Here is a 14,056-nt window from a genome sequence, read left to right on the forward strand (position 1 = left end):
ACGGAAAGTATAAAATTTTAACTTTGAAGCTGCTTCACCTAAAAACTGGGGCGTTTGCAATAAAACTGGTTACATCAGGAAATTTAAAACCTAAACATTATGCAGGAAAAATTATCGAATCGCATTAACTCAATGGCAACTTCCCAAACCCTGGCCATGGCCGCCAAAGCCCGTGAATTGAAGGCCGAAGGGAAAGATATCATCGGTCTAAGTTTGGGGGAACCAGATTTTAATACACCAGATTTTATTAAGGAAGCGGCGATTAGGGCGATCAATGAAAACTACAATTCTTATACTCCTGTTGACGGTTATGTAGAACTTAAAGATGCTATTATCAATAAGTTCAAAAGGGATAATAATCTCACTTACGATCGATCACAGATCGTGGTTTCCACAGGAGCGAAACAATCCCTTGCCAATGTAGCCATGGTGGTACTAAATCCAGGTGACGAGGTGCTACTACCCTGCCCTTACTGGGTAAGTTATGCCGAGATCGTGAAGTTGGCTGAAGGAGTACCGGTAGAAGTTCCTACCTCTGTGGAGACCGATTTTAAGATCACGCCAGAGCAGCTCGAAGCAGCGATCACTCCCAAAACAAAGATGATCTGGTACAGTTCTCCGTGTAACCCGAGCGGAATGGTCTACAGCAAGGAGGAACTAAGAGCCCTGGCCGACGTACTCAAGAAGTACCCAGATATTATCGTAGTAAGCGACGAGATCTATGAGCATATTAATTTTGTTGGAGACCACGCTTCAATGGCCGAATTTGAGGACATGTATGACCGTACGGTAACTGTGAACGGCGTTTCCAAGGCTTTCGCCATGACCGGCTGGAGAATTGGCTATATTGGCGCACCTTCTTATATCGCCAGAGCCTGCAATAAGATGCAGGGACAGATCACCAGCGGTGCCAACTGTATCGCTCAAAGAGCTGTAATTACCGCTCTGGAAGCACCGGTGAGCAAGATCAGCCATATGATAGATACCTTTAAAAGCCGAAGAAAACTTATCATTGACAAACTGAATGAAATTGAAGGCTTCGTGACTACCGAGCCGGAAGGTGCTTTTTATGTATTCCCAAATGTTTCTGCTTTCTTCGGAAAAACGATCAAAGGACACGAAATTCTGAATGCCACAGATTTCAGTCTTTTCCTTTTGGAAGAAGCTAATGTAGCAACAGTTACTGGAGATGCCTTTGGTAATCCTGAATGTATCAGGATCTCGTATGCCGCGAGCGAAGACCAGATCACGGAAGCTATGGCCAGAATCAAGAAAGCTCTTAGCTAATTCAGGATGATATATAAAATAAAAAACCGGCCATCCGCCGGTTTTTTTATGTTTTGATTTACTATTATCAGCTTTACCTGTTCCTCCAGAAGAATGGGGTTAAAAGGATAAGTACGGTAAAGAGTTCCAGCCTTCCAATTAGCATAAGAAAGGCACACCACCATTTTCCGAAATCTGGCAACATATCAAAGTTATTAACCGGGCTTAATCCTCCGAAGGCAGGCCCGATGTTCCCAAGAGAAGAGGCAGCTCCCCCAATGGCCGTTTCAAAATCAAGGCCTAAAGAAGCAAGTACAACGGCACCAATGATAAAAGAAAGCATATAGAGAATGAAGAATCCAAGAATATTGAAAACGATCTCTTTACTAATTGACTTTCCATTAAACCTAACCGGTAATATGGCGTTTGGATGCAGTGTTCTTTTAAATTCTGTGATCCCATTCTTGATCATGATGATATGACGCATCACCTTAACACCCCCGGCAGTAGATCCTGCCGAACCTCCAAGAAAGAATAATCCGAAGAATAGTATGGTTAGAAATGGTGTCCACATGGTATAATCTGCAGAAACAAATCCGGTGGTTGTAATTACTGCAAGAACCTGGAACAAACTATGCCTGAAGGCACTTTCTCCTTCTCCCCAAACCATTGGATGATCAATAGAGGATATGCTAACATCTGCCTGAAAATACACGATGAGCGAAGAAATTGCAGTAAAGGCTCCAATAAAAATTATATACCATTTGAATTCATCGTCCTGCAGCACGCGGCTGATTTTCCCCTTGAAAGCGAAGTAACTCAATACGAAGTTACTTCCAGCCAGAAGCATAAACAGGATAACGATATACTGTATCGCGGGATTATCGTTCCAGAAAGCCAAACTGGCATTCTTAGTGGAAAACCCTCCAGTAGAAAGGGTGCTAAAAGCGTGGTTTATCGCATCGAAGAAGCTCATTCCCGCAGCCCAGAGCAAGATGGTTTCTGCCAGGGTATAGGAAACATAGATAAGCCAAAGTCGCTTGGCCGTATCTGTAATGCGCGGTTTCAATTTATCGGCACTTGGCCCGGGAGATTCGGCAGAAAAAAGCTGCATTCCTCCAATTCCCAGTAAAGGTAAAATAGCGATGGCTAATACGATGATACCCATCCCTCCAATCCAGTGGGTTAAACTTCTCCAGAACAAGATACCCTTGGGAATTGCTTCAATGTCATTTAGTATAGAGGCTCCGGTGGTAGTATAACCGGACATGGTTTCGAAAAAAGCATTGGTAAAACGGGGAATGGATTCGCTTATTACATAAGGTAAAGCACCACTAAGCGCCATAAAAATCCAGCCGAAGGTTACAATGATATATCCTTCCCGCACCTTGACCTCTTTACTATGCCCTCGAGTAGTGAACATGAAAAGGGTACCAATAAATAAAGTTATAAGTGCAGCCGTGGAAATTTCGAGGGTCACTCCGTCCTGATAAAACCAGCTAACCAGGGTAGCCAATAACATGAAGCCGCCATTACATAGCAGCAACAAACCCATCACATGCAGAATTATTTGATAATTCAGTTTGGGCATTATAGAAATAGTTTTTCCACTTTATTAATAGACCTTGGCAAACAGCAGACAACGATTCTGTCTCCCGGTTTTATAAGAAAATCACCTAGCGCGATCAATCCCTTTCCATTTCTAATGATACCTCCAATAATGGCCGATCTTGGGAAATCCAGGTCCTTGATCTTTTTGTTGCTTACCTGGGATTTTGGTTTTACGATGAATTCAAGCAGCTCGGCATTCATATTGTTCAGTTTGGTCATGGCTACGACCTCCCCTTTTCTTACATACCTGAAGATATTATTCGCGGCAAGTAGTTTTTTATTGATAAGCGTATCTATCCCTATGGAATGGCTGAGCTGGAAGTAATCCATATTCTCGACCAGGGAAATAGTTTTTTTAACGCTCTTAGATTTGGCTACGAGGCAAGACATGATATTGGTTTCAGAATTTCCGGTTACCGCTATAAAGGCATCCATATCATGGATATTCTCCTCTTCAAGAAGTTCCACATTCCTTCCGTCACCGTTAATTATCAAGGTTTCGGGCAATTCATCGGCAAGCTCGTAAGCCTTGTCCCTGTCCTTTTCTACTAATTTCACCTTGAAATTATTTCGACACAGGTCCTGGGCTGTTTTTCTTCCAATCTTACTACCGCCAAGGATCATCACATTCTTGATATCCTGCCTGATCTTACCGGTAAGCTTATACAGCTCCTCTACCCCATTCTTAAGGGTTATGAAATATACCTGGTCACCATCTTTGAACTGGGTGTCTCCCCTGGGAATAAGAGTGTACTGAGTTCCAAAACGCTGTATCGCGATAGGCACAAAATTCAATTCCGGGAAAATCTTGGCGGCCTCTTTCACGGTCTTACCTACAAAGGTAGCCGTGCGTGAAAGGCTCACCCCTATCATGGTAAGTGCACCTTCTTCGAACTCATAACTATCGTTAAAAGCCGACTGATTCAAAAGCAATTCGATCTCCCGGGAAGCAAGCGCTTCCGGAGAAATTAACTCATCTATACCGAATCTTGTAAAACCAAGTTCACCCTGATTTTCGAGGAATTCGGTGTTTGATATCCTGGCAATGGTCCTTTTTGCACCAAGCTGCTTGGCCAGTACACACACGGTAATATTGGTAGCTTCACTGGAAGTTACACTAATCACCATATCTGTATGCTTAACATGAGCCTCTTTAAGGATCTTTATGGAGCTGGCATCACCTTTAACGGTTCTAATATCCAAGTGAGTATCTGCATAGGCAAGATTATCTCTATTGGGGTCAATTAGCGTGATATCCTGAGATTCGAAGGAAAGTAATTTAGCTAAATGAAATCCTACTTCACCTGCACCGGCGATAATTATTTTCATATAAAAGCTTCAAATTGCGAGAGCAAAGTTAAGGTATTTTGAAGAAACGAAAAATCTATTGTTCAAAGATAAAAATTAGTTGATTAGCAAGGAATTTTATGCATATCGGTTATCTTTGACCCAAATTTTTGCTATGAGTAAAAAGGTCACACCTTATAAGGATTCCAAGCTTACAAAGAAGAAGCAGGTAGAGCAAATGTTTGATAATATTTCAGGCAATTATGATGGGCTCAACCGGGTGATCTCTTTGGGGACAGATGTAAAATGGAGAAAGAAAGTCGTGGCGATGGTCGAGGCTACGAATCCAGACAGCATTCTCGATATAGCTACCGGAACCGGTGACCTGGCCATACAGATGGTGAAGACAGGCGCAAAGCGTATCGTGGGACTGGATCTTTCTGAAGGCATGCTGAAGGTGGGCCGAAAAAAGATCGCCGATAAAAACCTGAGCTCAAAAATAGAAATGATCCAGGGAGACTCGGAAAACCTTCCTTTTGAGGAGAATTCCTTCGATGCCATTACCGTAGCATTTGGGGTAAGAAATTTTGAGAATCTGGAAAAAGGTCTTGAAGAAATTTACAGGGTTTTGAAACCCGGTGGTATTTTCGTAGTATTGGAAACTTCGGTACCTACAAAATTTCCCTACAAACAGGGTTACCGACTCTATTCAAACCTAATTTTACCGGTGATAGGCAAGATTTTTTCAAAAGACAAGGATGCCTATTCCTATTTAAGTGAAAGCGCAGCAAATTTTCCATATGGAATCGCCTTCAACAATATTTTAAAGAAAATTGGGTTTATAGAGGTAGAAGATTTACCACAAACGTTTGGCGTATCAACAATATATACTGCCTCAAAGTAGTAATATGAAGAAGATTCTTGCAATTGCCCTAATGACCTTATGCCTAAATTCCGTTCAGGCGCAACTATTTTCAGGAGAACGGGTACTTAACCAACAAAATTTCGATCAGCAGCGCTGGTCGTGGGGATATTTTCTTGGGCTCAACAGTTATGATTTTAACTTTGACTACAAGAATTATAATCCGGATCCGGTAACTGGCCAGGATTTTAGGGTAGAGACCCGTACAGGATTTAATGTTGGTTTAGTAGGAAATTTAAGGCTGAATAATAATTTCGACCTCAGACTGGAACCAGGGGTTAATTTCAACACCCGGGGATTCCAGGCCTTGAAAGCTGATGCCAACACCTACCGTGAAGTTAGCTCTACCTATGTACATATTCCGTTACTGGTTAAATTCAACGCGAACCGACTGAATAACTTCCGACCGTTTGTCGTAGGTGGTGTATCCACTTCCATCAACCTGAGCAGTAACGAGAACAATCCAGATGATAATAGCGCCGGCCAGTTTAGAATGACCACTAATTCCTACTATTACGAGCTTGGCTTCGGTATAGACCTTTATCTCTACTATTTTAAATTATCCCCTTCCATTAGAGGTGTTTTCGCAATCAACGACGAACTGGTGAGAGATGCAGATCCAAATAGCCTTTATACCGGGAATGTTGAAAAGATGTCTTCTAGGGCTGTCTTTATAAATTTCACTTTTCAGTAGAAAGATTCCTGCGGAATTCACTTAAAACTATAGAGGTCGCCGTGGCTACATTAAGACTTTCGGTAGTCTGGACCTTCCCAAACTGAGGAATCGTGACTTTATTTTTAAGCAAAGAAATTATTTCTTCTGAAATCCCATTCGCTTCATTTCCCATAACAATGACCGCCGAATTCGGCAAAGCACTTGTGTATATATTATCACCTTCCAGTAATGTACCGTAAACCGGCAGATCTTTTTGCTGACCAAGGAATTCTGCCAGATCCAGGTAGTTGATCTTTACGCGGGTTAGCGAACCCATACTTGCCTGCACCACTTTAGGATTGTAGCAATCTACCGTATCGCCAGAGCAGATCAAATTCTCGATCCCAAACCAGTCGCATAACCTGATGATCGTACCAAGGTTACCAGGATCACGAACCCCGTCCAGGGCCAGGATCAATCCTTCAGGCTTAAAAGCAGCCGGACTTGGAATTTTAAAAACAGCCAGTACCTCCTGAGGTGTTTTCAGGGAGCTTATCTTTTTAAGCTCCTTCTCCTCGATCAAATTAAGTTTATCCTTAGGAAGCCCAAAAGTTTTTCCGGTAGTGAATAGCGAAACCAGCTCAAAATCAGAATTAATGAACTCCATAACTCCCTTAATCCCTTCTACAGTGAAGAGTTCATGTTTATTTCTGAACTTTTTTTGAGTGAGACTTTTTATTAACTTAATCTGGCTTTTGCTTAGCATTAAAAAAATGTATTTTTGAGCCACTAAACGCTACTGGTTGAAACGGCTTTTCGCAAAAATATTATTATTTTTCTTAACTCTTGTCCTAATAATTAGCTGTAATGCCGTAAAAAGACTAGACCAGGATGAAAACCTATTGGTGAAAAATGAAATTTTCAGCAATGGTGAAATCGTTAAGGATGCCGGGATTAAAAGTCGATTATACCAGGAACCAAACACCAGTATACTGGGTTTCCCGCTGGGCTTACATGTTTACAACCTGGCCAGGCCGAACATAGACAGCATACTTTCAGAAAGGTACCTGGAGAACGAAAGAAAACGGGATTTTCTCGTAAACATCCTTTCCAAGAAGCAATTCGACAAATACCTAAATTCAAGAAAGGAATTCAACCAATGGATCAAGAAAACTGGCGAGGCTCCGGTGCTGGTGAATGAAGAAGAGACCAAGAAATCTGAAAACAGGCTTAAATCCTGGTACTGGAACAATGGCTGGTTCAACGTAGAGACAGATTATAAGATCATACCCCTGGAGGATAAGAAAAAAAGAGCAAGAGTTGAATACTATGTAACCCCCCATGAGCCATATCTTATAGATTCCATTAAGACAGAAATTTCTTCACAGGCCCTGGATTCTCTGTACGAAATGCATAAAACTGAAAGTGAGATCGTGCCGGGAACAAAATACAACACGCTTGATTTTAATGATGAGCGCGACCGCCTTTCAGATCTTTTCAGAAACAACGGGGTATATAATTTCGACCAGGAGTATATCACTTTCGATGCAGATACCGTAGACACCAATCACAAGGTTAACACTACCCTGATCATTAAAAACAGGAGAAACAACATTGGCGACAGTGTGGCCCGCGTTCCTTTCAAGATACATAAGATTAGTAAGGTAAATATCTTTACAGATTACACCTACAATAAAAGGAATGAACCATTGACGGACAGTGCCCGTTATGAGAATTACAGGCTCTTTAGTTTTGATGAGATGCGCTACAAGCCGGAAGCCGTAAGTGATGCTATTTTCATTAAACCGGGAACTATTTACAGGGATGCCGACAGGACCAGAACATATAACCGAATTAACTCCCTCAGGGTATTTAAATATCCAGACATTCAATATAGCCTCGACCCAAGCGATACAACAAATACAGACCTGGTTACCAATATTTTCCTGTCCCCTCTTCCTAAATATTCCCTTGGATTCGATTTCGACGTTTCCCAAAGTAACATTCAGAAATTCGGAATTGGATTTGGAGGTTCATTTTTGATCAGGAATATCTTTGGAGGGCTGGAAAATTTTGAAATATCTGGCCGGGGAAGCATCGCCTCTTCCACAGATGCAGCCGCCAGCAGGGACGAGAACCGTTTTTTTGATATCACCGAGGTTGGCGCAGACATGAAACTTAGCTTACCTCGTATCTTCTTCCCTATAGATACTGAAAAGATCATCCCAAAATATATGTCTCCATTCACCAATATCAGCCTTGGGTTCAGCACTCAAAGAAATATTGGCCTTGACAAACAGACATTCTCCGGGATCTTCAATTACGCCTGGAAGCCTTCAAAAAAACTTTCTAATAGCCTCGACTTTTTAAATATTCAGTATGTACGTAATTTGAATACAAAGAATTACTTCAATGTTTACCGGAATTCATTCGAGGAGCTGAACGATATTGCCCAGGACAGTAACTATGAATTCATGGATCCTTCAGAAGATCCTGTGCTGGGAATTCCAGATGAGGCAGATGATTTTATCAATTATGTGGTCTCCCAGGATTTTCCGAACACCGGTCTTAACGAGGAAGATTTTTTCAATGTTTTGGACATTTACGAACGTAAATTAAGGTTAACCGAAAACAACCTTATTTTCGCTACTAACTTCACCTACCTGTGGAATACCAGGGAAAGCCTTTACGACAAGGAGTTTTCGAGGTTCAGGTTCAAGGTGGAAACTGCAGGGAATGTTCTCTCTTTATTATCTGGAGTATTTAATTACGAGCAGAATGAGCAGGGAAACGACAAAGTTCTGGGGGTAGCTTATTCCCAGTATGCCAAAACCGAAATAGATTTCATTAAACACTGGGATCTTGGTCGGGATAAGATCTTTGCGGCAAGAGCTTTTGGAGGTATCGCCATTCCCTATGGCAATTCAGACAATATCCCGATTACCAAAACTTTCTTTGCTGGAGGACCTAACGACAACAGGGCCTGGCAGGCTTATGACCTGGGACCGGGAAGCAGTGGTAGTTTCCTGGAGTTCAATGAAGCCAACCTGAAACTGGCTTTTAATGCCGAATATCGTTTCGGCCTTATTGATGAATTTAAGGGTGCTCTGTTCGTAGATGTAGGAAATATCTGGAATGTACTGGATTCCAACACAAATCCCGATTTTGTTTTCGAGGAATTTGCCGACCTGAAGGAACTCGCCGTGGGTAGCGGTTTTGGATTGAGATATGACTTCAATTTTTTCGTGCTACGCTTCGATATTGGCTTTAAAACCCATGACCCCGCACAGCCTGAAGGCAAACGCTGGTTCAGGGATTACAATTTCACCCACGCGGTTTATAATGTCGGAATCAATTATCCTTTCTAAGCCAGTTTATTTTCTTATTTTTGTAAGCCTAATCAAGAAAAGTTATGAGTCACAATATTAAACCAGGCGTTGCCACAGGAAAAGAAGTTCAGGAAATATTTAATTATGCCAAGAAGAAGGGTTTTGCACTTCCAGCGGTGAATGTTATAGGTTCAAGCAGTATAAATGCGGTACTTGAGACAGCTGCCGAATTAAATTCTCCGGTCATCATTCAGTTTTCTAACGGTGGAGCCCAGTTTAATGCGGGGAAAGGACTTTCTAATGATAATGAAAGAGCTGCTATCGCAGGAGGGGTTGCTGGCGCAAAGCATGTTCATGAACTTGCCAAGATATACGGTGTTCCGGTGATCATGCACACAGACCATTGTGCCAAAAAATTACTTCCTTGGATAGATGGTCTTTTGGATGCCAGCGAAAAGCACTATGAGCAATTCGGAAAACCTTTATACAGTTCTCACATGATCGATCTTTCAGAGGAGCCTCTGGAAGAGAACATGGAGATCTGCAAGAAGTATCTTGAGAGAATGTCTAAAATGGGAATGACCCTGGAAATAGAATTAGGTATTACCGGTGGTGAAGAAGATGGAGTTGACAATACCGATGTTGATTCCTCTAAATTGTACACACAACCAGAAGAAGTAGCCTATGCTTACGAGGAGCTTAGCAAGGTAAGCGACCAGTTCACGATCGCGGCTGCTTTTGGAAATGTTCACGGGGTATACAAACCTGGGAACGTAAAACTTACTCCTACTATCCTGAAAGATTCACAGGAATACATTACCAAGAAATATAATGTAGAAGAAAATCATATAGATTTTGTTTTCCATGGTGGTAGTGGTTCTACTGTAGAAGAAATTCGTGAAGCTATTGGTTACGGAGTAATCAAAATGAACATAGATACAGATCTTCAGTATGCATATATGGAGGGCGTACGAGATTATATGGGAAGCAGAAAAGATTATCTTGCTAACCAGATTGGAAATCCAGAAGGTGAAGATGTACCTAATAAAAAATACTACGACCCTAGAAAATGGGTTCGTGAAGGAGAATTAACCTTCAAGGCGAGATTGAAAAAAGCCTTTGAAGACCTAAATAACGTAAACACATTATAAAATAAAACGACAGTCCTTCTTTTTTTGAAGGGCTGTTTTTTATTGCCATAAAGTTGATCATCGAAAGATAAAAATTGAAAAAGAATGGCTTGGTTTAAAAGAACGCAAAAAGGAATACAAACTCCAACCGAAGAGAAGAAAGATGTCCCTAAGGGACTTTGGTATAAATCCCCAACCGGTAAAATCGTTGATGCAGAACAGTTGGAAAGCAACTTTTATGTTAGTCCGGAAGATGGTTACCATGTAAGAATTGGAAGCAACGAGTACTTCAAAATTCTTTTTGATGACAACAAGTTCAAAGAACTGGATAAGGGAATGACCTCCAAGGATCCGTTGAACTTTGAGGATACTAAAAAATACACCGAAAGGCTTAAGGCCGCACAGGAAAAAACTGGCCTTAAAGATGCGGTAAGATGTGCTGTTGGTAAATCTAAAGGTAAAGACCTGGTGATCGCCTGTATGGATTTTAAATTTGTAGGTGGAAGTATGGGTTCTGTTGTAGGTGAGAAAATTGCCCGCGCAGCAGATTATGCCTTAAAACATAAGATCCCTTTTATGATCATCTCAAAATCTGGAGGTGCAAGGATGCAGGAAGCTGCTCTTTCTTTAATGCAGCTGGCGAAAACTTCCGTAAAACTGGCTCAGTTAGCCGATGCCAAGATTCCTTATATCTCTCTGGCAACCGATCCTACTACTGGAGGAACCACGGCTTCTTTTGCCATGCTCGGAGATATCAATATTTCTGAGCCTGGTGCGCTTATAGGTTTTGCCGGGCCTCGTGTGGTAAAAGACACTACCGGAAAAGACCTTCCAAAGGATTTTCAAACCGCAGAATTTCTGAAAGAAAAAGGATTCCTGGATTTTATCACCAAAAGATCTGAGCTTAAGGACAAGGTAAACCTTTACCTGGATCTTATTCAGAATCAACCGGTAAGGGCTTAAAATCGATTAAATAAAAAAAGCGGTTTAAGTAGGTAATTTTTAAATTAGTAGTATCTTTGCCGCCTGACAGAAAAACTGTCAATACATAAAAATCATTTAAATAATATTGGAATGTATTTAGCAAAAGAGAAAAAAGAAGAGATCTTCGAAAAGTACGGTAAAGGTAAGAACGACACCGGATCGGCTGAAGGACAGATCGCATTATTCACTTACAGAATTGCTCACCTTTCTGAGCACCTGAAAACAAATCGTAAAGATTTTAACTCAGAGCGTTCACTAGTAAGACTGGTTGGTAAAAGAAGAAGTCTTCTAGACTACTTGATGAAGAAGGATATCATGAGGTATCGTGCCATCGTTAAGGAACTAGGATTAAGAAAATAATTTTCAGGGGCGCATTAGCGCCCCTTTTTTTTATATATTAGTTTGACCTGAGAAAAAATTCAGGTATTCAAAAATTGTCGCCCAGAGGGGTAGTTTTTCATTGGTCTACAAACAACTACACACAACACACAACCCGGCCGTCCGGATGGCGGAGACCTTTGTTTAACTATAATGATCTGGTTGAAGTTATTCAGATCAAGAATTCGAAATTATTATGATTCCAAAAACATTTAAGGAGGTTATCGATTTAGGAGATGGAAGAACCATTTCCCTCGAAACCGGTAAACTGGCAAAACAGGCTCACGGGTCGGTTGTTGTTCAAATGGGTAACGCTATGTTACTTTGTACGGTAGTGTCTTCATACACGCCAACTACAATGGATTTCTTTCCATTAACATTAGATTACCGTGAAAAATTTGCTGCTGCAGGTCTTTTCCCTGGAGGTTACTTCAAAAGAGAAGCAAGACCTAGTAGCGAAGAAATTTTAGTGATGCGTTTAGTAGACCGTGTATTGCGTCCACTATTCCCTAAAGACTATAAATTTGAAACCCAGGTAATGATCCAGTTAATGTCTCATGACGATGAAGTTATGCCAGACGCTTTAGCCGGACTTGCCGCATCTGCCGCTATTCAATTATCTGACATTCCTTTTGAAACTCCGATTTCAGAAGCGAGAGTTGCGAGAATTAATGGCGAATTTGTTCTTAACCCAAGCAGGGAAAAACTTGCTGAAGCAGACATGGATATCATGGTAGGTGCTTCTGCAGATTCTGTGATGATGGTTGAAGGACAAATGGACGAATGTTCTGAAGAGGAAATGGCTGAAGCTATTAAATTCGCACATGAAGCCATCAAGGTTCAGTGTGAGGCACAGATAAGACTTGCGGAAGCATTCGGTAAAAAAGAAACTCGTGAGTACGAAGTAGCTGAAACCGATGAGGAGATCGAAAAGAAGATCTACGATGCTACTTACCAGAAAGCATACGATATCGCGAAGAGCGGTACCAGCAAAAAAGAAAGAAGCGAAGCTTTTTCTAACCTGAAAGAAGAAGTGAAAGCTATGTTCTCTGAAGAAGAACTTGAAGAAAAAGGGAAAATGATCTCTGGATACTTCAATGACGCTCAGAAGAAAGCCGTTCGTGATCTAACCCTTAAGGAAGGAATTAGACTTGACGGTAGAAAGACAGACGAAATTCGTCCTATCTGGTGTGAAGTAGATTACCTTCCATCTACACATGGTTCAGCTATCTTCACCCGTGGAGAAACTCAGGCATTAGCTACAGTAACTCTTGGTACTTCCAGAGAAGCTAACCAGGTAGACCTTCCAACCCAACAGGGAGAAGAGACCTTCTACCTACACTATAACTTCCCTCCTTTCTCAACCGGAGAAGCTTACCCAATTAGAGGTACTTCAAGACGTGAGATAGGCCACGGGAACCTTGCCCAAAGAGCACTAAAAGGTATGATCCCGGCAGATTGTCCTTATACAGTACGTGTTGTATCTGAAGTTTTAGAATCTAATGGTTCTTCTTCTATGGCTACAGTTTGTGCAGGAACCATGTCTTTAATGGATGCCGGAGTTCAGCTTAAGAAGCCAGTTTCTGGTATTGCCATGGGACTTATCTCAGATGGTGAGAACTACGCTGTTCTTTCTGATATTCTTGGTGATGAAGATCACCTTGGGGATATGGACTTTAAAGTAACAGGAACCGAAGATGGTATCACAGCCTGCCAGATGGACATTAAGATCAAGGGACTTTCTTACGAGATCCTTGTGAATGCTCTAAAACAGGCTAGAGAAGGGAGACTTCATATACTTGAAAAACTTACCGAGACCATCCCGACTCCAAACCAGAATGTGAAAGCACATTCTCCAAAGATCATTACCAGAAGAATTCCGAACGAATTCATTGGTGCTTTGATCGGACCTGGAGGAAAAGTTATTCAGGAACTTCAAAAAGAAACCAAAACTGAGATCGTGATCAACGAAGATCCGGTAACAGAAGAAGGTATCGTAGAAATTCTTGGAACTCAGCAGGAAGGAATCGATAAGGTTCTTGCCAAGATCGACTCTATTACCTTCAAGCCTGAAAAAGGCAGTGTATACGAGGTTAAGGTGATCAAGATCCTTGATTTTGGAGCAGTAGTAGAATACGTGGATGCACCGGGGAACGAAGTATTACTACATATTTCTGAACTTGCCTGGGAACGCACCAACGACGTAAACGATGTGCTGAAATTAGGAGATGTGATCGATGTGAAATACTTTGGTCTTGATCCTAAAACCAGAAAAGACAAGGTTTCAAGAAAAGCCATTCTTCCAAAACCGGAAGGTTTTAAAGAAAGAGCACCAAGAAACGACAATCGTGATAACCGTGGATCCAGAGATAATCGTGGATCTCGTGACAACCGTGGTCGTGACGACAGGAAACCAAGAGAGCATAAGAACTAGTTCTCTGAACACCATTAGAAAAAGCCCGTACCTGTTACGGGCTTTTTTTTTGGATATTTT

11 protein-coding genes are annotated in these 14,056 nt (G+C 41.5%); 8 read left to right on the forward strand and 3 right to left on the reverse strand.

The window, feature by feature from the left end:
- Positions 1–99 precede the first annotated feature (99 nt).
- Positions 100–1,287, forward strand: coding sequence for a pyridoxal phosphate-dependent aminotransferase (locus FLP08_RS05005; protein WP_156274674.1), 1,188 nt, complete (start codon positions 100–102; stop codon positions 1,285–1,287).
- 73 nt (positions 1,288–1,360) lie between these two features.
- Here FLP08_RS05005 and FLP08_RS05010 read toward each other — a convergent pair whose 3' ends face one another.
- Together FLP08_RS05010 and trkA are read right to left on the reverse strand one after the other, a co-directional pair.
- A complete protein-coding gene (locus FLP08_RS05010; protein WP_156274676.1) occupies positions 1,361–2,857 on the reverse strand; it encodes a TrkH family potassium uptake protein in 1,497 nt (498 codons plus the stop codon).
- Positions 2,857–4,206 (reverse strand): Trk system potassium transporter TrkA, encoded by a 1,350-nt coding sequence (gene trkA, locus FLP08_RS05015; protein ID WP_156274678.1) that lies wholly within the window; start codon positions 4,204–4,206, stop codon positions 2,857–2,859. The genes FLP08_RS05010 and trkA overlap by 1 nt, the downstream gene beginning before the upstream one ends.
- 133 nt (positions 4,207–4,339) lie before the next feature.
- On the opposite strand from trkA, the gene ubiE reads away from it, so the two are divergent.
- Positions 4,340–5,068: a bifunctional demethylmenaquinone methyltransferase/2-methoxy-6-polyprenyl-1,4-benzoquinol methylase UbiE gene (ubiE, locus tag FLP08_RS05020; RefSeq protein ID WP_156274680.1), complete on the forward strand. Its 729-nt coding sequence runs from the start codon at positions 4,340–4,342 to the stop codon at positions 5,066–5,068.
- Between the two features lie 4 nt (positions 5,069–5,072).
- Positions 5,073–5,780 (forward strand): type IX secretion/gliding motility protein PorT/SprT, encoded by a 708-nt coding sequence (gene porT / locus FLP08_RS05025; protein WP_156274682.1) that lies wholly within the window; start codon positions 5,073–5,075, stop codon positions 5,778–5,780.
- On the opposite strand, the gene FLP08_RS05030 is transcribed toward porT, so the two are convergent.
- Positions 5,767–6,507 carry a TrmH family RNA methyltransferase gene (locus tag FLP08_RS05030; RefSeq protein WP_156274684.1) on the reverse strand — a complete coding sequence of 247 codons (741 nt, stop codon included), beginning with the start codon at positions 6,505–6,507 and terminating at the stop codon, positions 5,767–5,769. The two genes, porT and FLP08_RS05030, sit on opposite strands and share 14 nt — an antisense overlap.
- 37 nt (positions 6,508–6,544) lie before the next feature.
- Here FLP08_RS05030 and tamL point away from each other — a divergent pair, with 37 nt between their 5' ends.
- From tamL to FLP08_RS05055, 5 genes are all read left to right on the forward strand, one after another.
- Positions 6,545–9,109 (forward strand): translocation and assembly module lipoprotein TamL, encoded by a 2,565-nt coding sequence (tamL, locus tag FLP08_RS05035; protein WP_156274686.1) that lies wholly within the window; start codon positions 6,545–6,547, stop codon positions 9,107–9,109.
- Between the two features lie 44 nt (positions 9,110–9,153).
- Positions 9,154–10,221, forward strand: coding sequence for a class II fructose-bisphosphate aldolase (gene fbaA / locus FLP08_RS05040; protein WP_156274688.1), 1,068 nt, complete (start codon positions 9,154–9,156; stop codon positions 10,219–10,221).
- 84 nt (positions 10,222–10,305) lie between these two features.
- Positions 10,306–11,163: an acetyl-CoA carboxylase, carboxyltransferase subunit beta gene (gene accD, locus FLP08_RS05045; protein ID WP_156274690.1), complete on the forward strand. Its 858-nt coding sequence runs from the start codon at positions 10,306–10,308 to the stop codon at positions 11,161–11,163.
- Between the two features lie 111 nt (positions 11,164–11,274).
- A complete protein-coding gene (gene rpsO, locus FLP08_RS05050) occupies positions 11,275–11,544 on the forward strand; it encodes a 30S ribosomal protein S15 (protein WP_156274692.1) in 270 nt (89 codons plus the stop codon).
- A gap of 214 nt (positions 11,545–11,758) precedes the next feature.
- A complete protein-coding gene (locus tag FLP08_RS05055) occupies positions 11,759–13,996 on the forward strand; it encodes a polyribonucleotide nucleotidyltransferase (RefSeq protein WP_156274694.1) in 2,238 nt (745 codons plus the stop codon).
- The last annotated feature ends 60 nt before the right edge of the window (positions 13,997–14,056 follow it).

Source organism: Christiangramia aestuarii (genome assembly GCF_009735585.1).
Classification (GTDB): Bacteria; Bacteroidota; Bacteroidia; order Flavobacteriales; family Flavobacteriaceae; genus Christiangramia; species Christiangramia aestuarii.